The organism is Citrobacter sp. T1.2D-1, from assembly GCF_950098555.1.
In the GTDB taxonomy this organism is placed as follows: domain Bacteria; phylum Pseudomonadota; class Gammaproteobacteria; order Enterobacterales; family Enterobacteriaceae; genus Citrobacter_A; species Citrobacter_A telavivensis.
Genome location: NZ_CATNHH010000004.1, coordinates 1 through 24900, shown reverse-complemented (window position 1 = coordinate 24900; position 24900 = coordinate 1). Strand labels below are relative to the sequence as shown.

General features: G+C 51.2%; 28 protein-coding genes and 2 pseudogenes. 3 read left to right on the top strand and 27 right to left on the bottom strand.

The genetic code is table 11. From position 1 onward, the window contains the following. Positions 1–32 precede the first annotated feature (32 nt). The 3 genes from QQZ17_RS05975 to QQZ17_RS05965 form a co-directional block, all read right to left on the bottom strand. Positions 33–197 carry a YnfU family zinc-binding protein gene (locus QQZ17_RS05975; RefSeq protein ID WP_216631411.1) on the bottom strand — a complete coding sequence of 55 codons (165 nt, stop codon included), beginning with the start codon at positions 195–197 and terminating at the stop codon, positions 33–35. Positions 198–278: 81 nt separating this feature from the next. Beyond that, positions 279–491, bottom strand: a complete 213-nt coding sequence (gene cspF, locus QQZ17_RS05970) for a cold shock-like protein CspF (protein WP_152404989.1) — start codon at positions 489–491, stop codon at positions 279–281. 145 nt (positions 492–636) lie between these two features. Then, a complete protein-coding gene (locus tag QQZ17_RS05965; protein WP_442548504.1) occupies positions 637–879 on the bottom strand; it encodes a DNA polymerase V in 243 nt (80 codons plus the stop codon). 77 nt (positions 880–956) lie between these two features. On the opposite strand from QQZ17_RS05965, the gene QQZ17_RS05960 reads away from it, so the two are divergent. Continuing rightward, positions 957–1196 (top strand): DinI family protein, encoded by a 240-nt coding sequence (locus tag QQZ17_RS05960; protein WP_141227557.1) that lies wholly within the window; start codon positions 957–959, stop codon positions 1194–1196. Positions 1197–1473: 277 nt separating this feature from the next. Here QQZ17_RS05960 and QQZ17_RS05955 read toward each other — a convergent pair whose 3' ends face one another. The 8 genes and pseudogenes from QQZ17_RS05955 to QQZ17_RS05920 all read right to left on the bottom strand — a co-directional run bounded on the left by QQZ17_RS05955 (position 1474) and on the right by QQZ17_RS05920 (position 12023). Next, the gene (locus QQZ17_RS05955; RefSeq protein ID WP_229237524.1) at positions 1474–1854 is read right to left on the bottom strand and encodes a tail fiber domain-containing protein; all 381 of its coding nucleotides are present in this window, start codon (positions 1852–1854) and stop codon (positions 1474–1476) included. 1584 nt (positions 1855–3438) lie between these two features. After that, positions 3439–3843 (bottom strand): annotated as a pseudogene (locus QQZ17_RS05950) (hypothetical protein); the annotation flags it as partial. A gap of 9 nt (positions 3844–3852) precedes the next feature. Beyond that, positions 3853–4815, bottom strand: coding sequence for a DUF6453 family protein (locus QQZ17_RS05945; RefSeq protein ID WP_152404990.1), 963 nt, complete (start codon positions 4813–4815; stop codon positions 3853–3855). A 7-nt stretch (positions 4816–4822) separates the two neighbouring features. Beyond that, positions 4823–7534: a phage tail tip fiber protein gene (locus QQZ17_RS05940; RefSeq protein ID WP_152404991.1), complete on the bottom strand. Its 2712-nt coding sequence runs from the start codon at positions 7532–7534 to the stop codon at positions 4823–4825. Then, positions 7534–7932 (bottom strand): DUF6950 family protein, encoded by a 399-nt coding sequence (locus QQZ17_RS05935; RefSeq protein WP_152404992.1) that lies wholly within the window; start codon positions 7930–7932, stop codon positions 7534–7536. The genes QQZ17_RS05940 and QQZ17_RS05935 overlap by 1 nt, the downstream gene beginning before the upstream one ends. 6 nt (positions 7933–7938) lie before the next feature. Then, positions 7939–8523 carry a hypothetical protein gene (locus QQZ17_RS05930; protein ID WP_152404993.1) on the bottom strand — a complete coding sequence of 195 codons (585 nt, stop codon included), beginning with the start codon at positions 8521–8523 and terminating at the stop codon, positions 7939–7941. Further along, positions 8523–9116, bottom strand: a complete 594-nt coding sequence (locus tag QQZ17_RS05925) for a hypothetical protein (RefSeq protein WP_044268228.1) — start codon at positions 9114–9116, stop codon at positions 8523–8525. The genes QQZ17_RS05930 and QQZ17_RS05925 overlap by 1 nt, the downstream gene beginning before the upstream one ends. A 3-nt stretch (positions 9117–9119) precedes the next feature. Continuing rightward, positions 9120–12023, bottom strand: coding sequence for a phage tail tape measure protein (locus QQZ17_RS05920; protein ID WP_152404994.1), 2904 nt, complete (start codon positions 12021–12023; stop codon positions 9120–9122). Positions 12024–12193: 170 nt separating this feature from the next. Between QQZ17_RS05920 and QQZ17_RS05915 the strand changes: the two genes are divergently transcribed. After that, a complete protein-coding gene (locus tag QQZ17_RS05915) occupies positions 12194–12703 on the top strand; it encodes a hypothetical protein (protein WP_152404995.1) in 510 nt (169 codons plus the stop codon). Positions 12704–12901: 198 nt separating this feature from the next. On the opposite strand, the gene QQZ17_RS05910 is transcribed toward QQZ17_RS05915, so the two are convergent. The 15 genes and pseudogenes from QQZ17_RS05910 to QQZ17_RS05840 form a co-directional block, all read right to left on the bottom strand. Further along, complete coding sequence (locus tag QQZ17_RS05910; protein ID WP_152404996.1) at positions 12902–13234, bottom strand: hypothetical protein; 333 nt, start codon at positions 13232–13234, stop codon at positions 12902–12904. 90 nt (positions 13235–13324) lie between these two features. After that, complete coding sequence (locus QQZ17_RS05905) at positions 13325–13573, bottom strand: hypothetical protein (RefSeq protein WP_044268218.1); 249 nt, start codon at positions 13571–13573, stop codon at positions 13325–13327. Between the two features lie 92 nt (positions 13574–13665). After that, a pseudogene (locus QQZ17_RS05900) lies at positions 13666–14111 on the bottom strand (hypothetical protein); the annotation flags it as partial. A 62-nt stretch (positions 14112–14173) separates the two neighbouring features. Next, on the bottom strand, positions 14174–15349 hold the full coding sequence (locus tag QQZ17_RS05895) for a phage tail tube protein (protein WP_152404997.1): 1176 nt from the start codon (positions 15347–15349) through the stop codon (positions 14174–14176). A gap of 24 nt (positions 15350–15373) precedes the next feature. Beyond that, positions 15374–15766, bottom strand: coding sequence for a phage tail terminator-like protein (locus QQZ17_RS05890; RefSeq protein WP_061077246.1), 393 nt, complete (start codon positions 15764–15766; stop codon positions 15374–15376). Beyond that, on the bottom strand, positions 15763–16143 hold the full coding sequence (locus QQZ17_RS05885) for an HK97 gp10 family phage protein (protein ID WP_152404998.1): 381 nt from the start codon (positions 16141–16143) through the stop codon (positions 15763–15765). The genes QQZ17_RS05890 and QQZ17_RS05885 overlap by 4 nt, the downstream gene beginning before the upstream one ends. A gap of 1 nt (position 16144) precedes the next feature. Then, complete coding sequence (locus QQZ17_RS05880) at positions 16145–16528, bottom strand: glutamate 5-kinase (protein WP_152404999.1); 384 nt, start codon at positions 16526–16528, stop codon at positions 16145–16147. Between the two features lies 1 nt (position 16529). Beyond that, entirely contained in the window at positions 16530–16940 is a 411-nt protein-coding gene (locus QQZ17_RS05875; protein ID WP_152405000.1) for a protein singed, read from the bottom strand. Between the two features lie 3 nt (positions 16941–16943). Then, a complete protein-coding gene (locus QQZ17_RS05870; RefSeq protein WP_284554115.1) occupies positions 16944–17279 on the bottom strand; it encodes a hypothetical protein in 336 nt (111 codons plus the stop codon). Positions 17280–17317: 38 nt separating this feature from the next. Further along, entirely contained in the window at positions 17318–18454 is a 1137-nt protein-coding gene (locus QQZ17_RS05865) for a P22 phage major capsid protein family protein (protein ID WP_152405002.1), read from the bottom strand. Between the two features lie 87 nt (positions 18455–18541). After that, a complete protein-coding gene (locus QQZ17_RS05860; RefSeq protein WP_152405003.1) occupies positions 18542–19306 on the bottom strand; it encodes a DUF6651 domain-containing protein in 765 nt (254 codons plus the stop codon). Between the two features lie 104 nt (positions 19307–19410). After that, positions 19411–20523, bottom strand: a complete 1113-nt coding sequence (locus QQZ17_RS05855) for a phage minor head protein (RefSeq protein WP_152405004.1) — start codon at positions 20521–20523, stop codon at positions 19411–19413. Beyond that, the gene (locus QQZ17_RS05850) at positions 20510–21913 is read right to left on the bottom strand and encodes a DUF4055 domain-containing protein (protein WP_152405005.1); all 1404 of its coding nucleotides are present in this window, start codon (positions 21911–21913) and stop codon (positions 20510–20512) included. Before QQZ17_RS05850 ends, QQZ17_RS05855 begins: the two co-directional genes overlap by 14 nt. Positions 21914–21916: 3 nt before the next feature. After that, positions 21917–23488, bottom strand: a complete 1572-nt coding sequence (locus QQZ17_RS05845) for a terminase (RefSeq protein WP_152405006.1) — start codon at positions 23486–23488, stop codon at positions 21917–21919. After that, entirely contained in the window at positions 23485–24057 is a 573-nt protein-coding gene (locus QQZ17_RS05840; protein ID WP_152405007.1) for a terminase small subunit, read from the bottom strand. Before QQZ17_RS05840 ends, QQZ17_RS05845 begins: the two co-directional genes overlap by 4 nt. 23 nt (positions 24058–24080) lie before the next feature. Between QQZ17_RS05840 and QQZ17_RS05835 the strand changes: the two genes are divergently transcribed. Continuing rightward, a complete protein-coding gene (locus tag QQZ17_RS05835) occupies positions 24081–24539 on the top strand; it encodes a hypothetical protein (protein ID WP_152405008.1) in 459 nt (152 codons plus the stop codon). Positions 24540–24791: 252 nt separating this feature from the next. Here QQZ17_RS05835 and QQZ17_RS05830 read toward each other — a convergent pair. Beyond that, positions 24792–24900 (bottom strand): IS3 family transposase (locus tag QQZ17_RS05830; RefSeq protein ID WP_131023897.1); only part of this gene is annotated, 109 nt, incomplete at its 5' end.

Sequence of the window (24900 nt, the reverse complement as noted above, 5' to 3'; positions counted from 1 at the left end):
AGCATGGGCTCTGAATGCTGTTTTAGTTGGGATTAGCGTCGGGAGATAAACAGAGCCTTACAGCCGGGGCAAAGCATGGCCTGATTGCGCCGGATTTTTAACAAGGGTTGAGCTGATTTTAAGCCACAAACCGGGCAGGTGGCGGTGGCGGTAGACGCACCGCTGAAAAGTTTCATTGCGTAATTGATAATAGACATAACCATTAACCTTTCAATGAATGAGCTTCACCGTATCACATGTGGTTAAGTTTTAATCTATTTATTTTGAAGCACTGAAATTCAGGAAAGGTAGATGTTCGCAGCCATAGGCCCCCTGAGATCGTTGAACCGGCAAATTTCAATGCGGTTTCCTGAGATGAGTAATTCTGATTCACGGGAGTTAACGTCCGAAATGTGAAGCAGAACGTCTTTTCGGCCATCTGAAGGGGTGATGAGGCCCTTACCACTGAAAATGTCAAAGCTTTTGACAATTCCTGTCATTTTATGGGACAAGTCAATTCCTGCTTCAGTAATACGTCGATTACCGCTTACCCAAGTGATATTTCCAATACTCGGTTATTCATCAAGATCCCGCATATCGCATCGACCGTCAGGCACCTTTCAACGTAGTCAGTTGCTGGTGAAGGGAAGCCCATAGCTAAAGTCCTCCGTTTGGATTGAAGAGCTGAAATGTACGGTTCTCACCTTCCTGCGTTGATACATCATGGAAGGTTGTCACGTACCATTCGATCCATTCGTTGGCCTGCTTCATGCTCCAGTGACAGTTAACCTTACTCAGTTCCTGGACAAACTGCTGCGTGGTGACAGTTTTCCGGCCGTTCGGTTCTTGCTGTATCGAAGCATGCCAGGCTAATTCAATATCGCTACGTCGTGACATCATTTCACCCTCTTTTGAGTGCTGGATAAAAACACAGTATAAATACTGTATATCCAACCAGTAAAGAGGGAAGGGAAAATATGTTTGTTGAGCTGGTTTATGACAAGAGAAACGTTGCTGGATTGCCAGGAGCAAGTAGCATCATTCTGGCAGAACTGACAAAGCGGGTGCACCGGATTTTTCCCGATGCCGAGGTGAAGGTAAAGCCAATGCAGGCCAATGCTTTAAACAGCGACTGCACAAAAACTGAGAAAGAAAGGCTGAACCGCATGCTTGAGGAAATGTTCGAAGAATCTGACATGTGGCTGGTGAGCGAGTGAACTATGGACAGCTTGATCATATCGGGGATCAGAATCTATTTCCCTAAACCCGGTGAGCGTCTCCCCATCCCACCGGATAACATGCGCAACTTTGCCATCAAGGGTACCGTAGGTGAGCGTTGCTGCATCCTGGCATTCCTGCGGAAAAGTTGGCAAGTTCTCTCGCTTCCAGAATACGAGCATACAGGAGCGGCCATTATGGAAGCGGTAAGGCAGGGAAAGCAAAACTGGAGATAGAGTTCGCGTGGGAAAGGGGCCAACCGGCCCCTTCAGTTAATTAACCCTTCAATGCAGTTTTCAACATTTCGATCTCTGCCTTCAGGTGTTTCACATACCCCAGCAAGTCCATCACGATCGGGTTGTTGTCTACCGACGGACGGTCGCGAGTTTCCGCCCCGATCTTGTTACCGTCTTCGTCCATGATATCGGCGATTTCTTCGGAGTTGTGTTTGATGTATTGCGGCGCCACCTTCTCGGCCTCTTCTGCAATAACTCCGAATCGTACACGCTCTTGTTCGTCATCGTTGTAAATGAAGTTGACCATGCGTAGAGCGTCAATGCGATTTACTGCTTCCGTCAGATCCGCGTCCGTCACATCGTGTTTATATGCCAGACCGGATGTCCCCTGAAGGGCTAATGTACCGTTGGAGTACGGCATATTGATAACAAGCTGGCCTACGTTAGACTGCGCTCTGTTACGGGCGATAAACTGCAAGCCTGAAACCCCGTTTAGCGCCATCATCCACGTTTTACCAACGGCGTCGGCGTTTGCTGTATTCTGGTCGCGAAGGCCAAGACCTACAAACCGATCGCCATTTGCAAACATTCCTCCGGTAACGCCGGGGTCAGCTTGTAAGTTAAAGTTCCCGCCGGGAATGTTAGCCGTGATGTATCCAGCGTGGTTAAAGGACCAGGAAGTCGAAGCGTCTGTGCTCCAGGCCTCTATCACGGCGCTTACATTTCTGAAACCTGAAGAGAACGTGCTATGCGTTGCGTACAGCGAACCGCGCGCCACTTCTACCCCAGCGATTTTATAAGAACTGCGCACATCTCCGCCACGAGTAACCACACCGGCACCGGGTGCCTCTGCGTCTTCGTTGATTACGGACCATAACGTATTTGCCGCCGTGAACCCACCGGACGCACGCACGATCCAGACACCGACAAAAGAGTTGGGCCATACCTGATTAGCGCTACGCCCATATACAAGACTGCTATCTGAAGCTTTAAACGATATTAACTGCAAAGACGTTGCGAGCGTGCTGTTAAGGCTAATAGGCCCGTACTGCCCTGTCGCGCCGGTATTAACAGTAAAAGATCCGCCACTCCCTACCAGGTTATTAGCTAACTCCCCTGCGGGCGCTCGAACTTGCCTGAAGTTTAAGGTCCCTGCTATTTCCGGCGCTGCACTTTCGTAAACGTTACCCGCTGGCAACGAGCCGCCCTGATCACCACGTCCGAACAGCCCTGGAATACTGCCGGATTGTACCCCGTTCATATCTGGTAAACGGAAAGTTGTCGAACCATCACCAGCGGAATATTTACCGCGCTGCGCTGGGTTAGCTAACCAAACAGCATCGTCAATTGGCGATTGCATTTGCGCGTGCGCCCACAATTCAGGCCAGTCTGCACGGTTAACAATCTGGCCGTCTTTCGGCAGCGCCCACGACGGAATGAACGCACGAGTATCCCATAATGTACTTTCACCGACACCGTAGTTTTGCACCCCGTTCATCGTCGGACCTGTACCGCCGCCGCCCCCGACATAATTCATAACCCAACGCATGGTCACTGCGTCGTAAGGGTTTACGGGGTCGCCTGCAAGCGGAGTAGACCCGAGAGGACGCACGTTAAGCCAGGCGGCGGCACGGTCCGCCAGGTCTGACAGGTTCAGCGATTTAACGAGTGCCTCAGCAGGATTGTGAGATGCCGCTTCTGCTGCGGATTTCTTCGCTTTCTCCGAATAGTGAAGCGCTGAATATTCGTTACCTGTTACCGGGTCATCCTCCGGATTAAGCGCATATTTACGAGCCAGGTCCTTATAGCCTTCAGCGTTAGTTTCACTCTCGGCTGCATCAGAAGCTGAGCCCTGTGCGCCAGTCGCAGCAGCGGACGCAGCCTGCGCATCAGTTGATACCTGCTCTGCCGTGTTAACAACCGTGTTTTTATCGGTTTCAACCTGCTGCGCATCATGATTGATCTGAGCGGCAAGTTGATTAAGGTAATCAACATCAAGTGTGCTCAGCGTTTCTGCAATGCTCTTCCATGACGGGCCTGAAAACGATGAGCCATCAGGCAACATGACGGTGATATGACCGTCCACACTGAATACGGCCTGCCAGTTTTGCTTGTCGTAGTTCAGCCCACGCAATGCCTCGGTGCTCTGCACCACCAGCGCCGCCGTAACCTGGTTCTGTGTGGCACGTGGTACTGCATTCCACGCAGAACCTTGTTGTGTCGGTCCGGGATATTTGCTGATGAGGGTGATTTCAGTATCACCTTCGACGGACTTAACCGGCAGCGTATAAGTAACACCACCAACAATAACGACAACGAAATCACCTGCGATCAGTTCTGTGGAAAATGAGGTGCCTGCCCCGGAGACCAAATCTGAGTTATTGGTCAGGGTTAATGTTCCTGCTGACATATTATTTCCTCAATACATAGGGGGAAGGACAAGGATTGGCATTGAGATGTTTTGGTTAAACCTGTTGTCGAATCCCTGGTTATAATAGTTACCAACAACCCGATTAAGCCCGGCACGAATATTATTTCCGGACCGAATCATCCCCTTAAAGCGCACATTATCGTAATCGCCAATCTTGCGGCTATTTGACCCGACAAAACATAATTGCGTAAAACTGGTTCCTACGGACTGGTTACTGTCGGACACGGCCAGAAGGCGTTCGTAAATAAACGGGCGCTTAAGTGTGGAAAATGTCACCTGCCCCGCTGCGTTAGTCATGGTGATACCAGGTCCCCCAACCGGGGCCGTGTTGTTGAATATGACCAGGTCTAATGTAACGCTCCCTGTAACGTCGTCAGACCCGGTATAATTAGTATCCCGCACGATAATATTGGTGCCGTCGAATCCTACTGATACACCTCCGTTATCCCAGCGGGCGAAGGGTATCCCGCTAACAGGAAGGGCACGAGACCCATTCACAACCCACTGCCCAACCCATGCGCATGTCATTAATTTAGCGTTGTTCGATATAGCAGTGAAATCGGTAGAGTCAGCCACCAGCAGGCCGGTGTTATAAGTTCCAGCTGGCAATATCTCAAGAACCGTGCCGCGCCAGTCCTGCGGGGTAAGGTTGTAGCCGAACTGAGGACCGCCGTTGATGATTACTCCGCTATTTCCATTTCGTGCAACTGACGCCATCGATACGGGGATCTGAAGAAATACCTGGTTATCGATGATTTCCTGGACTTCGACCGGCTTCGTTGGAACGACAATCACCTGTGACCCGGCCGTTAGCGGAGTGCTTATTGTCATTTGATTACCTGCCGTGCCGCGCCCCGAGAAGTTCGTACAAAATGACGGGGCACGAAGCCCCGCTGTAATCGCCATCACCGGGCGACCATCGTTATAATCAATCAGAATACCTTCCGGCATAATTCACCTACCATTTACCAACAACGACGCGCCCGCCACCAGACAGATTGACAGTAATTCCATTCCCGTTAATAACGACCGTATTGTTCACACCGTTAAATGCAAACTGGCCGCTGGTCGCATACAGTTTTCCATGGAATTCACAGTCACCACTCTTATCAATATTCCAGCCACGTGTTCCGGCGAGGAAATTATTGGAACGGATATAGTTTGCAATTTTGGCATTGGTGATACTGGCATCCTGAATAAGCGCATCGCGGATAAATACCTGCCCGTTATAGACAAAGAAGGCGGCGGTGTAATTTCCCGGATCGCTACCAGAATAAATGCCGAACTGATCAGCAGCAAAAACCACTGTGGATTTATATGTGCTGCCTGAAGGCTCGATGGACATGCCAAACCCGGTGTTATATTTCACACCGTTTCTGACAATTCCAAGGTTCAGTGTGTACGACGCTTTCGCAGTACCATCGTTGTTCACTTCAGCTGTTAATTTCTGATTTACAGCCGCCATCAGTTCCCCATCCGGCCCGATCTGCGCCTGTACATAATCAGCCAGTTCAGCGAATGCGCCATCCAGATTTGCAACCGTAGTGGTCACCGTCATAACTTCGGCTTTGACTTCACCATACTGCTCAAACTGACGCTGAACCGTGCCGTGATTGGCGAGGGCATTTTCCATTATGCCTTCAAGGTTTGTATCAACCCCGCCTTTAACGTTCTGGAACGCTTCGGAATTCTGAACAGAATCATCAATGAGGTCGATCAGACTTCCTGTATCCATTGAGCACAGAGCAGGGACTTCGATAAATGCAGAAGCGCCGAATGCGTTAATGGTCCTGATATACCAGTAATAGGTATGTCCAACCTGCAACTGATTGCTGGTCCAGGTGGTACCCATCCCCTCTCTGCTGGCATTGCCCTCAACGATCTCAGTTGAGGTGCCCGACAGTTGCGTCTCACCTGATGTCCAGAAGTCGAACTGGGTAGAAACGTTGGTGATAGCAGCAAGGCGGGGGATCATCGTCACCGCAAAGAAACCCTGCTCAATATCAACATGCGAGGGCGGCGGCGGCGCTTCAACACTGAACTCAAGATAAGCTTCCGGCGATTCAGCCCCCATCTGATTCACCGCTGAAACATGAGCCGTGTAGGTATTCCTTGGCAACCCAGTCAGACGAGTGAAAGAACCCGGCACCTGGGCAGAAAGCACCATCTGGCCATTACGACGAATGACGACTTTGTTATAGACAACCTGCCCGATATTTTCCCAGGACAGTATCCCCTGGACCACCTGACCAATTTCTTCGACGGTGTACTTCATGTTCTGCGGCTGGGCAACACCACCGGACGGCAACTGAGTGAACGGAGGCCGCTCTATAGGCTTTCCAACAGCATCACCCCATACATCAGCCGTTTCCTGTTTCAGTGTCAGTTGCACGCCATTCTGCACACCGAATTTCCAGTCCGTCACCCGCATCTCAACGTTCACGATGCCGATAGACGGGAAATTGACCTTCACATACATTCCGGGACGATATCGGTAGCCGCTGAGATTCAGCGTAACGTTCATCGTTCTGGCAATACGGGTACGCTTTAACTTCACATCAGCCAGGCGCTGAGCCTGAAACTCACTCGTCACAAATCGCAGTTTCATATCCTGCGAAATTTCGACGCCGTCCTCCGCCACCCACTCGCTTACAGATACGGATGGAAAATCAGCTTCAGTAAACCCCTGTTGCGGATCGACGAATGTTCCCTTGATAGTGTTAACACGTTCCGCCTGAGAGACTTCCGGCATGATTTCGATATCACCGGCCAGCTGGCTTTCAGTGATCACTTCCGTTGCCGGGCCATAGTACGCACCAACCAGCAAACCATGCTTTCCGGCAATATAGGTGACGTCTCCTGCACAGGCCGCAAGCATCCCCTCCAGAATGCTCACCTTGTTTTCGCTGAGGTCAAACTCACCGTTGATCGTGTAGCGTCTTTCGACGGTATTACCGCCGGTGATCACATCCTCATCGCAGATGTTGGCGGCTTCCTGAAACTGATCCCAGTTGATGTCTGAATCAGGAACCTTCAGGTAGTTGCGGTAATAGTCCAGGATAACCAGCGCCGCATTGTTACTGTATCCGGTCAGGCCTGTTCTCGGGTCGTATACGACGCGCCCAAACTTCTCTACCTTGATATTGGGAATACCGGAAGGGAATTTCTCTGCACTGAATTTCAGGGAGACACGAAGCCATGTGATCCCCTTGCCGATCATGTCATTTTTCCATGACGGGCAGTTCGCCAGCATGAATGGATCCGCTGTCTGCCGGTTCGTGTGCAACTGGAATGAGGCATGCTCGGGATAACTGCTGATGGGTTCGTCGCCGAGCCATACCGTTCCGATACTGGATAATGAATGCCCTGCGAGGGCTACCGCCAGATGCAGCATCTCCCCGTCAGCCTGTTCGCCTGGCTGCTCTTCTGAAAAGAACAACGTACCGGCGGCAGTGGTACGTCCATAAACAACCGTTTTGGCGCTGGCAGCCGCACGAAGAACCTGTTTACGTTCTGATGTGTCACGGTATGAATCGATGGATGGTTTTTTGGTGAGAGCCTGAGTTGCGACCTGGGCAGCAACGGTGATCGCCATTGCGATCCCGTAGTACTGATACGAAGCAGCAGCACCTGCTGCAACAGTCGCAATGACAGGAATAGCAGCCGGCATTAACGAACCCTCCAGACACTCAGCGGTCTTACCCGTAAACTCACCAGACCATTTTCACCAGGCACCCAGACCGAACCGGAATACACCACGCCAGCGCACTTTGCCCCGCCGTTCTCGACGATGGCGATGTCACCACGCTGCGCCAGTTTCACCGGAACCTCGTCAAGGTATTTGCCGATCACTTTTTCCAGCGTCCCGCCACCTGTAAGAATCGCTTTCTTTGCGCCGGTTTCACTGTCATAAGTTCCACGCCAGTCTGCCGCATAGTCATCGCCACACATGGCCTGTGCGCAGTCAGCCGCAAACAGGCAACAGTCATGTTTACCCCATGAAAAAGGCCGCTCAATGGCGGCCTTCATCACTGCATTTAATCTGTTTTGCCAGTCAGGGTGCTTCATGCTTCCTCACTTATAAGTAAACCCAGGCGCATCCTTTTTGTTGCCCCAGAAAATGGAACGCTCAGCCATCTGCGCCACATAGCGGAATATGCGGTCGCCAGAATAAGAGGCTTGCTGTGATTCGTCGGTATAGCGATCCGGGAAAGGTCGTTGCCAGTCTTCAAAAATATTACTGATAGTGTATTGCAGGGCGTTGGTTTCCCCGGCAGTAGCCCCGGTACCCGATACTTTCCCTTTAAACAGAAGATCGGCAACCTGCACCACACCGTTATCGTTCATCGCAACCAGATAGATTTCAGCATTGCGACCAACGCAGCGTTCATTAAGTGTTTTGGCGAACAGTGACAGGTCAAGCCCGGAAAGTGTCATCTTCACCTGCGTCGGGCTGGTCGTGTTCGTCTCGGTAGCATCATCAATCGATCCCATGCGCCCCATGCCGTAATAAACATAACCACCCAGCACGATCGGGCCGGTACCGGAATGCACGTAAACAGTGCCGGATTCAAACTGAACACTGGCAGCGATCACCACTGTCACCCGGTCGCGGGAAAGCCAGTCAACCATTGCGTCAGAAAATGGGGAATACAACATTAAAACGCCTCCTCAAATTCAATAGTCATTGACGTTATCCCACCCGGTTTACGGTCAAATGCGCCCTGCAAGTTATCTGAAAGCTTGAATATCCCCCATGGTTCTCGCACCTCTACCGTACTATTTGCCGCTGGAGATGACCGCAGCATTGGGGATATAGGGATCACAGCAACACCGCTGGAATTGCTGAATACATCCTCAGTCACTTTTTTCAGTTCCGAATTTACAGTCAGGTAGTAACCGGCTTGCATCACCATTGTATTAGCCGGCCAGCCTTTAGTTGAAAGGTTACTTCCTGTTTGATTCGCATCCGTCACTAACACTGCGGCGGCAGTCGAGCCACCATCACGCCCCCAGTCGCGAATTTTCACACGTCCATATTCACCGTCCAGTGACGCCAGTACTGCCTCAATTTTTCTGGCCTGAGCGTCATCCAGAACGTCATATCCGACAGTACATTTCCACCGGGCTCCCGGAAAGCGCGCTACCTGGGATGAGCCATTGAATGGAGATCTGAATGTTTTGGTATTCGACTCGAGATACCAGTTGAGGGATGAAGGGCGAGGCCCTGGCCACTCTAATACATCAGCCATCTGTTAAACTCCTAGTAATCTCCGCCCCTGCCCACGGCTCTGAAAATCCTGAAGCATTTCCTGTCTGGCCCGTCTGGCGCCGTCGTCAGCCCCTTTTCTGGCAGCATCTTCCATTGCGCGATTCAATGCAGCGTCGCCATTTCCTGAAACATGAATCGTTTGCTGGACGATTATGTCGCCAGAGAAGCCCCCTCCCTGCGCTCCCATCATCCTGACCCCCAGATTCCCGTCAGGCGTTCGGGCAAGTGGCATAATTGCTTCCGGCCCTGCTTCACCAAATACACCAGCGCCTTTTGCGAAGGCAAAAAGTTTCGGTGAATCAAATACACCGCCAGAATATGCGCTAAGTGATGGAGAGTCATAAACCCCACCTTTAGCATTTTGTTTGAAGAAATCCAGCCCACTTGATGCACTGCCATAGGCTCCGGAAGGAGTCGATCCACCGCTGTTCGCTGAACCAAATAACGAGCCCCAAATACCTGCGCCTTGCATTGATTTGATGCCGTTTACGATCATCGCGTTCAGTAGCACTTTTTGAAGGGACTTCAGAACACTCATAGACCACTCATTCCAGTCCGCTTTACTACCGCTTAACCCATCGGCCATCGTGTCGACAAGACCACTCATCGCTCCCTGAACAACGCCAGACATCTGGGTAGAATATGTCGATGCTGTATCCATCCAGTTTCGAAACCCCTGCTCCACGCCGCCCAGCCAGTCATTGTTCATCGCGTCGAGGTTTTCATAGTGTTGTTGCATTATTGCCCTCTCGCGGCCTAACGCATCGGTCAGCATTTGTGATTTAGCGTTATACGTTTCCTCGCTCATACCTTTCGATTTATCTGCATAATCACGATCAAGTTGCTGTCGCTGAGTATTATATTTTTGTTCCAGTTGAAGCAGTTCCTGCGTCTGTTTCTGCTGCTTCTCACCCAGACCGAAACCAGAATCCTGAACAGCATAGCTGGCCCGTAAATTATCCAGTCCCATCTCAAGCGTGCTGCGATACGATGCAAGTTCCGTCGCCTCCTTCATCAGGCGGTTATTTTTCTCCTGTTGGGCATTGCGCTCCATCAATGAAGTAATTTCGTCTTTACGAAGCAGTAGCGATTTTTGTGCGGTAGTTAATTGGGATGGTGACCGTGTTTCCAGAGAGGAAAGCTGCTGACGCCATTTGATGAGTTCCTGTTCAGAAGAAGACAGTTTGTTTGTTGCTTCAGCCTGAGTAACCAGCAGGGCATTTTGCTGGTTGAGCTGATCAATCATGCGTTGCCCTGCATCTTCAGTAACGGCTTTACCTTTTGGCGCTCCTGGCGTTTTTGGGTCTTTATACATTTCATTGATGCGCGAGATATTTTTCGCGTACCGTTCCGCGCTGATTGCGCCGGCGTCCAGGAACTTTTTCTGCTGCTCAATAGCTTTATTGCGCTTATCAGCATTCGACAGGAACTGCTGGTTGACGCGATCCGCATCCTGCTGAATCTTGATGTGTTCCTGCTCTTTCCTGTTCCTGTCGTCAACCAGTCCGTTGATGAGATTCTGTGAGATCTCCTCACCTTGTAGCAAAGAGAGTTGCTTCTCCAGGTTGCTGACCAGTGTTTCCTGATCTTTGCTCCTCTGTCGTGATTGCTGCGCGCCTAATGAATCGCTCTGGCGACCATATCCGTAATTACCAGTATCTACAGAACCGCCTTTTTGCATATTTGCCAGATCACTTCTAGCGCGGTCCAGCATATCCTGAGTCTGCTGAATTTTCTGTTCAACAGATGATTCGCGACCGACATTAAGCATGGCATTCCATGCCTTTCCAGCCATTTCTCCCAGCGAATTCCACGCCCTTTCGAGTGTGCCGAGGTTTTCCTTAATCTGATTCGAGCGCTGAATTAACGATGAAGAATAGGCTTCACTGGCAACACGCGCCGCTTCCTGCTGATTCCCTTCCTCCTGAAGCGCTTTAATCTGGTTGTAAGTCGCCAGCGTCAGGAAGTGGTACTGGTCGTTAAGTTTGGAGATGGCTGCCACAGGGTCGGCGGCGATGCTGTTGAAATCACCAACTAACTGGTCTGTCGCAATTCCAGTGGCTTCGCTTGTTTTAACAACGGCAGTAGTCACCCGCTCCAGCGAATCACCGGCAACCTTTCCTGACTCTACCAGTTGATTCAGTACCGACGCTGCGGCTCCCGTGGTTGAATTTGCCGCCACACCAGCGCGCGCAGCAATGTCCGCCAGTTGCCCCGATGTTTTCCCTACCTGGTTACCCGTCAGGATAAGTGATTTATTAAAAGCATCCTGTTCCTGGCTCCCCTGGTGATAAGCCAGTCCAAGAACACCGACAGCGGCTGCCGCCAGGGTGAAAGGATTAACTAACCCAAGAATGTATCCCCCCATAGCCTTGGCTGCCGGACCAATGCCGCCGAACATGTCCTTTAACTGACCCCCTTGTTGTAACAGAACCATCAATGGTGGTTGCCCTGCCGCTAAACTTGTTACGATATCGGTCATTTGCATTGGAACAAGTCGCATGGCAAAAGCGGTCTGCTTTGCAGACATGCCAGTATTTTTCAACTGGGCGGAAAACCCGGTGAGACGGTTACGTGCCTCATCGATTTTTTTCGAATAGACATCAAAGGTCTCATCGTCCAGCATGCCTTTCGACTTGAATTTCACGAGTTGCTGCTGTTGTTTATCCAGCTTATTCAGCGCAGCGTTAACCGGGTCAATGCGGTCAAGCAGTTCCGATAATGCTGCCGATTCTTCCTCGGTGGCTTTTGTTACCTTCCCGGCGCTGGCCGCTGCTTTCTGCCCCCATTCAGTCAATCCATGTAGGGCGCTGGTCAGGCTTTCAGCATTTTTTTCTGCGCCGGTGCTATCAATAATGATGGCAAGGCGGGATGTCTGTTCTGACATTGAGATCTCCGGGCATAAAAAAGCCGCACTGTGGCGGCTACTGTCTGAATATCAGGGTGTTACTAATTTAAATACCTGGCTATGGTTGAGGTTCAGCCCGTCAGTGGTGGGACACTGGCGCACACAGGTAAAGAGGGATGGCTGATTACCTCTGTTAAGGAAAAATAAGCATGGATAAGTTTGATCGCTCAGTTCAACGAGATATCCTCATGGCTCTGTACGAAGCGGCTCCAGAAGGCATAACCCGTCAGATTAGCCAGAGTTTTGAGCAACGGTTCGGTGGGCAGCATAGCTACATCGCCAACCTGAGATACCTCGAAGGACATGGCCTGCTCACCTGCCGTATAGATCAATATATTGGCGGGGGCTATGAGATTGCCTATGACCTGATGGCGATAACCAGTAAGGGTATAGACTTCGTCCGTAATGATGGTGGATTAGGTGCCATCCTGAATGTTGTAAATGTCCGCCTTCATAGCGATACCATAAATACACTGGAATCTATTATCAGTTCGTCCGGGTTAGCGACAGAAGAGGAGAAGTCGGCAATGATTTCAACACTTCGCAAGCTTCCTGAAGATGCCATAAAACATTTGAATCTGAAATTACTGGATATGGGGTTGGCTCGCTTGCCGGACGCGTTTCACGCAATTCAAACAGCGTTGCACGGCCTCCTGTAGAAACCGGGTCTCCATCACGAATGCGAACAAATTTCCCCCACCCCAGACTCCGGCTCAGTAACACCCAAAAGTCATGGGGACATTCGGCATTGATAAAAAATCCATTTGGATGAAAGAATGCACTATATATTTTCATTATTTCTCCAACAAAAAACCCGCCTGAGCGGGTTTTCAAATAACAATTACTTAGTTTACTTATTACAATTCAAGCATGGTTAATCTGTCGTCGTAGTCACCCCAAACGGCGGAATTCAACCCAAGATACACATGATGTATTGTCATTCCAGAGGGTTGCGTCTCTGATTTGGCTACACCAATTTTTGTATGAACAAAAACAACATCATCTTTTTTGCAGTTGCAGCAACGAAATTGATATGCGTTACCTAGATGGTGGTCGATAGAGCAATTTCTTATATACTCACTGTCAGCCAGCAATGCGCTGAATTCATTCTTGTCCGCCAGGCAATGATAAATCGCACATTCGTTATCAATATTTCCCCGCTCATCTATCTGTCTTAATAGAAAACTCATTTTAATATCCTCACAATTGTGATTAAAAACTGCACAAACCATACCAATTGTAAGGGATTAAAAAAAATGGAAAGACCAGCGGTAAGATTTTTACTGGATCTTTGTCTTTGGATTCTTCTGCTCTTTAGCCCACTGCTCACGCCATGCATCATCAAGTGCGAATATCGCAGCATCAAATTCTTCTCGGTCAATGAGGACGGGGCGTGCAGAAAGAAAGCGCTCAATATCATGAAGTGAGATCGGCAACGGTGCGCCCGCCATCCCTGCATACAGACGGGAGCGGGAGATAACGGAGTAGGCGTTGAGGATTTCCCCTGTCACACCGTCAATTTCAGGCACTGGAATTGGCGGGAGTTTTAATTTCTCCCTTCGCCACCTTGCCTTTTCGCCCTTCTCCCCGCCGAACTCAATAAGCCACTTTTGCGCTTCGACGGCTTTTTTACGGTTACCTGCTTTTGCTGCTCTTTTCCCTGGGCGATGCTGGCAGCTTCAGCCAGAATTTGCCAGTAAATCGCCGGTTCCTGTTTCATAAGTGCAGCACCGCGTTCCGGCGTGTACTCAATCGGAATCTCTTCGCCATCAACAAGCTCACCGACACCCTTCCAGTCTTTTAGCAAGTAACGCGCGCAGTTGTCGATCAGCAGGTCATCGGCAGAGTCAATTTCCCCGACCACTGACAAGTTAAATTCGCTGGTTCCCACCTGGTAACTGGCATCCATCTTTCAATATGGCGGCGGATAAGCGCATTACGCGAGCGGTACTGATCGTTATCAATGCTGCTGACGAGTAGTTTCAGCCCTTCAATGGGTTTCAGGTCTTTCAGTGGTGTAAACCAGCGCTCGCCACCAATATCAATTCGTGGGGTTAAGATGATCATTAATAACTCCTGCATGAAAAAAGCCCGCGCCGCCATGCAGAGCGGAACGGGCAAGGGAAAACTTATGGTTCAGTTACGGTAATCTCGGCTGTGGCGGTGAAGCCTCGCACTTTACCGGTTATCGTTGCAGTGCCGTCGCCAACTCTGTCTACCTGGCAGGTTTTTTGGCCTGTCGATACCACCGTTGTGACAGTCGGATCTGATGACTCCCACTGCACAGCATCAGTCGCACCAGCCGGAGTAAGGCTCGCTGTCAGCGTAACGGAAGTACCGACATCACCTGATGAAGTTGCTGGCGTTACGCTGATTGCTGTGGCTGGGACGGTAACAGCGCGGGTAATCGTCGGCGACTCGTCGGCCGCAGTGATATCCAGTTGAACCTGGATAATTTCGGTGTTGCCGCCATCCGGCCAGTCACCAGCGACCTGCACTTTCGGGAAAGTGAAAGTGTACTGACCTTCGTCGTTCGCCAGCGTGAAACTGAATGGCACGGTTGCGCCGGTAAGCGTTTTGCTCCAGACCTCCCACGCGGCTTTTGACCACGACAAAGTGATCGAACCAGACGGCGTAAAGGTGGTAGGGATGTTCGCCCCGGCAAACGGTGAACCGGTGCCGATACAACGCTGCGTCTGGACGTTATTGTCGAACTGGATGTTGAAGGTATCGATACAGAAACCATCACCGCCGTCGATCCCGTTCAGGTTGATTGCTGTGACCTCTTTGAACGAGTAACGCAGTTCGCCAGCATTATCCGCAGGAGTACCGGTGATGTAACTCGTATCGTCTGCTTTTGAGTCCCAACCCAGCCCGGCGAATGTGACTGTCGCGGTAACGTCGCCATCATTCGGGACCGCCAACTGGAACACACTTACCTGCGCGCCGCGAACAATGGAGGCAATACCAACGTCCGACGCGTATGTTGCGAGTGAGAAAGAGATACGGTCATTCCCCATCGTCAGCACATTACCCGCCCACTCCGCGCCAAAACACGAAGCCAGGAAGTCATCATGCTGGCCATAGCGGAATTTTGCTCCGACATCGCCGCCAACATCGACCGTTCCCAGCGTAGCGCCCTGCGCCATTCGGGTGCCGCCGATCTCATCGTTGTCGTTGGTATTCTGGGATGGACCAACACCCCAGCTTGTACGTTTAAAAAGGTTCCACGGAATACCCGTTGGAGTCACTCCGGGAGTGATTTCGCGCACGAATGCACTAAGAACTTTGGCTCCAGATGACATCTGGTGACCTCCTGTTATTTGGCGCTAAGTCGCGCGATAAGGGATGTTGATGTTCCATTGATACCAACCATTGGCATCACCGACTTCGTATGCTGATGCTGCGAAATAGCTCAGTGCGCCGTCATCCCGGAACTCGAACAAAGAAACAATTTTGTCGGCGGCCTGAGTTATTGGTAATGAGTGAGAACCGGCGGGAACAAAAAGCTGGATAATGACAATCCCCGTTCTGTGTACAACGGGACCCGCGCCGATTTCCGTCGCGCCTGCCTGACCGGCTATGTTTGTCACACGCGCCCAAATATCCTTTCCTTTCGGGTCGAATGTCGGGTCGTTAGGGTATGTCACGTCACTTTCAGCAATAGCTGTCTGCGCCGTCATACGAGCAATGACAGCGTTACGAATTTCTGTAAGGGTCATTTGTAGGCCTGTGTTACACCGTGGAATGAGACAGCGTAGATACCTGCCGGAGCCTGCTGCGAGTGACCATTCTCCAGAGGTTCCGCGTATGGGAGGTTATTCTGAATGTAGATGACTGAATAAGGTTTTCCTTGCGCGATAACAGCGCTGCCTTGCTGAAAAGTCGCCGATCCATTTTTATCTGTTGTATCGGTGGTGCCGTATTCAGGAGAGCCAATACTCACCTGATTATTCGCACGGAAACGCCCGGTATCGACCGGAGAGCGAGAGACAATTTCATTCAGTAACTGAAGCGAGATAAAACGCAATTTTTTACCAACGTCTTCCTCAACCTGATTCATAAAAACAGAGGGGTCGATACTCCACCCGTTCGCCATATCACACCCTCCGCAACTGAATGGAATATGTCGCTTTCGCCGGATCGGTTCCTGCGATAATGACCTTGTAGCGTTGCTGTTCGCCGGTAATCAGGTCTGGTGCAGTGATGATGTGATCGACTTTTGGCTCGTCGGTAACTTCATTCGTCAGCGCGGTTAATTTCAGGTCACCTTGCAGGATATTGACGCCGTCAATGCGGTTGAGACTGTATTTCGACAGAACGCCGCGCCCGGTGTAGGTCACGGTGGTTTCACCGCCTGTTTCCGTTACCGGATCCCATCCGGTTTGGATGACGTAAGAGCCGGTGAAATCGTTGACAGCATCCGCCAGCTTGGTATCAAAGGCCTTTGCGACCTTCGTCTGAATCTTGTCACGAATCCCCACATCACCCCCTGACAAGACGAATCTGAGAAGTGTTGGCGCCGTATGGTTTGAGCATTGCCAGCGCCAGTTGCAGATCGGAATCCAGCAAAGATGTGCTGTTTGTTGCCATTTCGGCGTAGCTTTCCGACACGCTCACGCCATCGGCATCAACTGATTCGCTGGTAAGCACGCCAGAGCTGGTTTTCTGTTGATACAACCCGCCATTCGCTGCCGCCTGTGCGGCATACGCCCCAGCCTGCTTCACATCATCAGGGATAATGATTTCGTGGGTATTTTCGTCACATGGTAATTTCAGTCCAAGACCATTCATCCAAGTGTTAGCCATCAGTACCGATTTTGTTTTTTTACTGGGATCAGTCCAGTCGGCACCGAGTATCTGATCAACGTCCGCCACTATGATGTAGGTGATCATGAATCACTCCTTCATGCGCCAGCCTGCCGCCTTCCAGTTTTCGACTTCGTCAGGATGAATGTCTGCGGTGGTGGGCGCACCCGGGAATGCCGGGAAGTCAGTGAACATAGCAACCAACTGAGCACCCTGCTCCTGCTGCTCCTGCTGCTCCTGCTGCTCCTGCTGCTCCTGCTGCTCCTGCTGCTCCTGCTGCTCCTGCTGCTCCTGCTGCTCCTGCTGCTCCTGCTGCTCCTGCTGCTCCTGCTGCTCCTGCTGCTCAGAATTGTTTTTTGCCGCCAGTTCAGCAGCAAGTTTTTCCGCCGCTCGCTGAGCGCGCTGCTCTTTGGTTAGTCCAGCCATAAACCCTCCATTAAAAAGGGGCCGCAGCCCCCTGATAATTAACCCTGAATTAAGCAGCTATGCTCTGTTTTCACTGCCGCCACGCCCCATGACAGACCAACTTCGTAGCGTACCTGGCGGTACTGTCGGTACAGCGCCACCTGGTAAGTAATACCAGATACCGGATCGGTAACGTTCATCACATCATCCGCAGTGTCGCCACCCTGCGGCATTGCAGGCGTACGGGAAGCCAGAAGAAATGCGTTACGATCGAACGCCATATTTGCGGTGTAGGTACCATCAGCAGTAATAGCGGTATTATCGGCCAGCGCCTGACGTAAGCCCGGAGCAGCCAGAGTAATAGTCGTGGCAGTCGCCGCAGCAACCAGGTAGTTATTGTTGTCCCCGTCGAAAGTCACGATATCGCCGGCAGCAAAAGCACCTGTCCCGGTATCAATCGCAATCAGGATTTCGCCTTCAGCTTTTGCACCATTCACCAGATACCCGCCAGCCTGAGATGCTGCACGTTTCTTAACATGTGCAGATTCGTGGATGTTGAAACCTTCCAGACGCCCCACGATACCTTCACGCAGCAGCGCATCAGTACCGGACTCGTTCACTTTGAACAGAACAGACTGTTTACCGCGGAGATTAGCGATAGCCGAAGAACCGAGAACCATCTGCAGATCAGTTGTCGGCGAACCGTTGTCAGAGAGAACCTGGCGCGCATTTGCCGCATCTGACAAATCACCTGCAATACCGAAAGGAGCAGTACCGGCAGTGCCGACCGCACGGGAGGATGCGAAATACAAAGCCGCGAGATCTGCATCCATCTCATTAGCCAGCGCGCGAAAAGCCTGCTTAAACTGATCTGCAAGAATGGTGTTGTATGTCCCTGCAGGCCCCAACGCCAGTTGTTCCTCACCGTTCCATTTGACTGGGGCCATTTTGGATTTGGTGATTTTGACATCAACTGTACCGATCGTCTGGTCACCGTCATTTGGTGCAGTAGCCCCCGGCGTAATGTCAACAGTGGTTGCAGGTGGCGCAACCGGTGCAGTAACAGTCTGGTCCTTCGCTGCCGCATCAGATTTGGCATTGCGCGATACGGCCGGAATAAAACCGACCTGCTCGCGAGAAACGGTATCCAGAGCCGTAAAGATAGTCGGGATCAACCCGGTAAGTGTGTTAGCCATGTGTATGGATTCCTTGGAGATTTAAATATAGGGTTGGTTGAGCTATCCAGCTCTGGCACCAGCCGCCATCCGACGACTGGCAAAAAATTAATCGACGATGGTGATACCGTCTTTGAGGGTCGATTGCTGATCTGCCGGACTCAGACTGGTGAACGAGTCACGTTTCATTGTCTTCTGTCCGGAAGCATGCTGTGTTTGGCGCGAACCAGTACCCTGATTACCGCTGGCCTTCAGGATGTGGTCTTTTTGCGGGTGCTGCTCCACCAGGAATTCCAGCGCCTCATCAAAGGTCGCCAGCTCGCCCGGCTTAGAACGGGAGTAAATTTTGTTGCCAGAGCCGTCATACGCAACGACTTTGCCATCTTCAACTTTGAACGACTGACCAAAGCGGGCCTGGAGCATGTCGGACGGGATTGCGACTTTATCTGCGATGAATTTTGAGCCAGAGAACCGGCCGCCGATCATTTCCTGATAGAGCTGGCCTTCGAGGGTGGTCGCGCGCTGAGTGGCTTCATCGAGCTGAGTCTGAAACGCTTTGGTGATATCCGCTTTCACCTGGTCAACGGCACCCGCGTCGATCAGTTTTTTCTGGTCGATTTTGGTCATCATATCCAGCGCTTCGAGTGCCTTCGTCGGGTCACCGATTTTGGCAAATTTAGCCAGGCTGGCTTCGGCAGTTTCTTTGGCTTCGCGATGGGATTTAGCCTCGCCATTCAGTGCCGAGATTTTGCTGACAGCCTGAGCGGCATCGAAGCCAATTTCTTTCCCGTCGTCATGCACGTAAACCGGCAGGCCATTAGCATCGACTTCTGCGTAGTGCTTACCGTTTACTTCTACTGTCTTCAGTTTCATGTTGTTACCTTTGAGTTGGTCATCCGACCGTTGCACCGCTCACCATCCGGATTGCGGCCATAAAAAAGGCCGCCCGGAGGCAGCCTGTTGTGATTTATTGAAGATTAAAGCCCTGCATCCCTGAACGCCTGCGCGTCACGTTCACGCAACTGCGCCAGCGTCAGCCATTCGCCTTTATCGGTGTAGAACTCATCCGGCGACATACCGCCATCACGAATCAACCGGGCGCGCTTCTCGCCAACGATTTGCTTCTGGCGATCGAACGACTGGCGCGAGAACCACTCCTGATAGTTGGTATCGCCGGGCACAACACCATCCATGCTGGCGCGTTCCGCTGGCGGGATATCGCGAACATCGATACCTAACTCTTTCGCCGATTTAAGGATGAAGGTTTCAGTGGAACGGCAGCAGAAATGAATTTTTCCAGGTCCCTGCAAATACGGAACTTTATGTCCAATCGGCTTGTTATCCAGCGTGTACTTCAGGCGGTCGCGAATCCTGCACATCTGCGTCGTTCTGTTGTCCAGGGTGGAAAGCCACTGCTTACCCTTCATCAGGTCGTTATTGGCGTCAGCAAAGCTGTTACGCGCCGTCGCCGCAAGGTGCCCCACTGCCGTTTTCGCGATGCTGGCGGCATTGGCGCGACTCATCTGTAACGCGCCATCCTGATAGCCGCGATTAGCGTGACCGCGAACCTTGCGCGCTATCTGCTCGTTCGTATCTCCCAGCAAAAAACCCTGTCGAACTGCGTTACTGATGCGGTTGAGGCGATCCGCTTCGAGATTTGAGGCCCACTCACTGAGCAGTCGCCCCTGAAATGGCTGCGCCATTGCCGCAGCATAAACAGCGTCTGGAGAGATACCCACCAGCGGATGAACGTCGGTCACGAACTCCGGCAACAGCGCGTCAAAGAGACTCAACTGATACCCCGCCTCATGTTGCGCCAGGTCATTCAGTTCAGTAGACAGGCTGGAAAACATGCCGTTTATCGCAGTGCGGTTAATCTCCCGTACGCTCGCCAGTAGTGCTTCAAGACGCGTGACCGTAAAGCTATTCGGCTCTATGCCATCCATCGCCACCAGCAGGCGCGCCGTCAGTTCAGCATCACTTTCGTTGAGCAGTTTCACCATTCGACTGGCTACGCCGGTGCTGTAGCGGCTAATCCAGATAGCGTGCGCAATGGACTCGTCACGCAGTTGCTCGTTAACCGTCGCCATTATTGTTGCCTGTCAGTGTCACTGGTGGATTGTTCAGCTCGTCGATCACATCATCCGGCTTCACGTCAGGGTCGATGAATTTAAGCGCCTGGAGCACGCGAACGGCATCAACCTGGCGGATGTCGCCCCCCTGTCGCAGGGACTGAACGGCCATAGCAGCAGATGAATCGAACGTCTGAGCAGTAACATCCAGTTCGGTGCGCACATCAACATTGCCGCCATCACTTTCACCAATCCACTCAGCCATGATTTGCAGAATGTTATCAAGTGCATCCTCCAGAGAACTCGCCATGGTGTACAGTGGCGAGTTTTCCTGCATATGCTCTTCATGCGTCTGGTCGTCAGATTTTGTTGATGTGTTTTCTGCGCGCAGCAGTTTCGCACCCGCCTGGCGCATCTGATTTTCCAGATCATCCAGAGATGTTTTGCCGGATTCAATGGCAGCGCCGGTGTGCTCGGTGTATTCCATACCCTGCTTTGCGCGGTCGCTGAATTTAGTAGCGCTGGATGAGCCAATGACCAGCTCCTGATCGTCTTCCAGGCCAAAAACCGACAGAAGTGGTACACGCACCACATGAAGAATGTTGTCCTGCTCACTCTGGCTTTGCCAGTGCTTGATATTCAGCAATGCCAGATTCAACAGCGGCGGAGAACCGCGCATAAACCCGGTTTTCTTGGTGTAGAGCGTTACAAGGGTAATATCGTCGCGACTGGTTTCCCACTCTTCATAAAGAGTCCAGGTGGATTCCCCACCATCACCTTTGTTACGGCGCCAGATTTCCACTTTACGCGGCATGATGTGGCGGATCTGCTCAACTTTGGTTTGCCCGAAGTCGTCACCATCCACGACAATGACTTCTTTTACGCGTAACTCAGTGAGCACAACTTTTCCGCTGACAACCTTTGATTTCCAGCCGATCACCTGCCGAGGATTAAGCATCGTTACATACGGTCGACCACCAGCAGCCTGCTCGTCAGCTTTTGTGCGGATTTCTTCGGCGTTTGTGCGCGGGTAATCCACCAGTGCATGTGCGAGACCATACTGAAACGCCAGGCTAAAGAATTGCTGCGCCCAGACATCAAGGCGACTGCCTTCCATATCGATGTTTTCGGCATAATCTTTGATTTTTTCCGGCGTTTTTTCGCTTAACACTGTTGGCTCAGCAAATACGCGCCCGGTATTTTGCTTAATGCTTTCTTCGTAGGCCGGGAGCAGCGTCGCAACAGACAGGCGTTTCTTATAGTCCTCTTTGTCCTCGCGCGGCCAGCGAGGTAGGTAGGCTTCGCCCTGCCGGCGCATTTCCAGCGTGCCGCCCATCAGTGCATCGTTAATGTCCCACGCCTCAACCATGTCGTTATAGTCGAGGTTGGGTGTCGAAATATCTGGCATGGTTTACATCCGAAGTTTGGTGACTTTGCCGACTTTCTTCGGCGGTGAATGCAGAACTTCATAACGAGTTCCGTCCCAGTCGTGATCTTCCTGTTGCGTGTCAACGTCATCAGGGTTTTTGCTGTCGCGGACGAGTACAGGAATACGGCTTATCCAGCCACGGCAGTAATCAAAAACATAAAACGCAGGTTTTTCTGGTATCCCGGATTCCAGTTTTTTACCTTCGACAACCGCCTCCAGCATGTCGGCAAACAATGCGGCGCCATTAACGCGAGAGCCGGGCTTTTTGTTGGCCTCAACCCATTTAACGCCCTGCACTTCCATTTTCTGAGCGATTGAAAGTTCATCATCGCCAGTGTTGTAGATCGCGCTGTCGGCCGGGCCGGGAACAACCTTTTTGCAGATACCCGGCATAATGTTGAGTTGTCCCTGAGTGACGCCATCGAGTTTTATCTCATCAGGTTCGTCAACTTCCTGGCCTGTTAGCCGCTTATCAATCCACGCAACGCCTTTTGCGACGTTGGTAGATGACATGTTCAGCCCTTTATTCAGTTCGTCAGGCGGGCAACCGTACCACTCGCCAATCAGAATCAGAGACCCGGCGGGCGGGCAGAATTGACGCCCATCAGGCAGCGTCGCGACAGTGCCATCCGAACGAGCCCACCAGAGGTTAGAGAACGGTTTCGACTCCCCCCAGTCATGGGAACGGTCAACGGTCCAGCTATCCGGGATGCGGAACGGCTTGATGACGTGATGCGATGCATCCCACAGGTGGTCAAAGCGCCCTCCGCTGGTCACATCCCATGTCCCCTCTACCCACGCTTTGCGGCGGTTAGGATCTTTGATAGCCATCAGCGTCGCGATGTATTGCGGATCGAGATACGGGTTCTCTTTGAATGAGCCGTGAATCGCGACACGCGTCAGCGTCACATCCTCTTCGCGCTCAGTCTGCGGGTTAAATACCCTCTGCGTTTCTCGAATGATGGTGCCGCGAGGTGCCGGTTCAATGAAGCGCTTCTTTACCCATGTGTGGCCGATGCCAAACGGGTTAGTCGTGCTGAATGTTTCTAGGGGGATCGGCTTTAGCATGCTGCCATCCGCCAAAGGATAATTCTCCGGGCGAAACGATGAGCGTCGGCATGAGAACATCATCTCGTAAAACTCGGCTGACTGCTGCTTGGTCAGCTCGTTGAATCCGATGAACGGGAATTCCTGACCGTGATAATCCCAGTAATCACTCTCTTCTTTCCCGAAGCGAAAGAGTAGCTCTTCTCCCGTAGGCCATACCCAGCGAAGTTCTGACGCCGACGCGAGATAGCGAGCACCGTCGTTAAACAGGCGGTACATACGCTTTGACTGGGTGATGATATCGGTGAGGTTTTTATATTCGGTATCGAAGATGACGCCGCGCCAGAACGAGCCGTAACCCAAGCCAACGAGGCGACGGAATCGCGCAAGTTGTGCGGCTGTTTTTCCCGGCCCACGCGTTCCCTCATAGAGAATTTCGTTACACGGGCAACTCAATGCCAAGGATTGCGAGCCAGGCAGTGGCTTCCAGACGGCTTTGTAATTCATCCACCTAATACCTCGCCCTGCTGTTTCTGCGCCGCCTTTTCCCAGTCATCAACGTTATCGCAGGACGGGACCAGCATAATGCTGTGGGTTGCTGTGACCTTTTGTTCAACCTGCTCTTTAAACGCCTGCACCTTGATGTGCTTACCGAGCAGTTCAAGGTTCTTGACCTTATCCGGCCATTTCACCTTTTTGAGGATGGTTTCCGCCGTCTCCTCGTCGAAGTTCTGAATCGTGGTGCTGATGTCCATGCCGGTTAGCGACGTTCGCCAGGCTTTCGGCCAGAGACTGATCTGCTTCAGGCTGCCGTCGTCGTTAAGGATATCCAGTACGTCCATCTGGTCGATCTCAACCAAGCGACGAAGAACATAATCTGCATCAATACCCACATCTTTGTTGCGCTTCGCTTTGAGTTCGGCGATTCTGTTTTGGATGACAGGTTTTGACATGTTTTCGGACGCCGTGCGGTTAGCTGTCTTTACGCTGTACCCCGCCCGAATAGCCGCTTGCGTGGCGTTTAAATCGATGAGGTACTCGCGACAGAACATTTCTTGTTTGTCAGTGAGTGCCATTTAGTAAACCTCAGGAGTAAGATGTGAATTTGTACGATTTTTGCGAGCATAAATACCTACAGGGCAATCGAGAAAATTTTAATGGGATTGCAGCAAAACCAGCAAACATTGCTGGCATGATCAATTGTTTCTATAGCGTGTTTTGTACTTTCTTCACTGATCGTAAAGCATTCCCTGATGCTGAAAAGTTGCTGATGATGCCTGTGTCAACTGGGGGAATGTTCAATAAGGAGAACATGGTCGATTTGATAGCACTTGTATTTGATGTAGTCACGGAGAGAAACCATAACCCAGAACTTTGGGGAAAACATGAGGAAATTACCACCGAAATAACACATACATTCAATGTGCTTTTTCATGGAAAAATGGCTGAAGTCTATTCAGATGGAATAGGTGCAATTGATAAAATGAACAATAATTATCAAGAAGCCAAAAGTATTCTAGAAGAAGAGCTTAAACCACCATTCCAGAATCTTTATTAGTAAAAATCTATAGAATTAAATCGATGTAACACTTTCGTTGTGAGTAGTTTGTTCGTGATCCCAAGCAACTCCGCAGAGAATGCGTTGCTTATAGCGCCGCTTCTCCGCGGCTCAATCCAGAAAGGTTCTATGTTTCGCAATTAAGCGAACATGGCCTAGAAATTTTCCCTCAGTAATTGCGAGGCTCGTCATTACAAGAATTGCGCTTTGATGTATGCCTGCAAATATCCGATCTGAATCGCCACGGATAATCTAGACACTTCCGAGCCGTTGATAATACTGGTTTTCATATTCTGTCGGTGACATCTGATCGCTAGAACCATGCCGACGCTTACTGTTATAAAACATTTCGATGTAATCA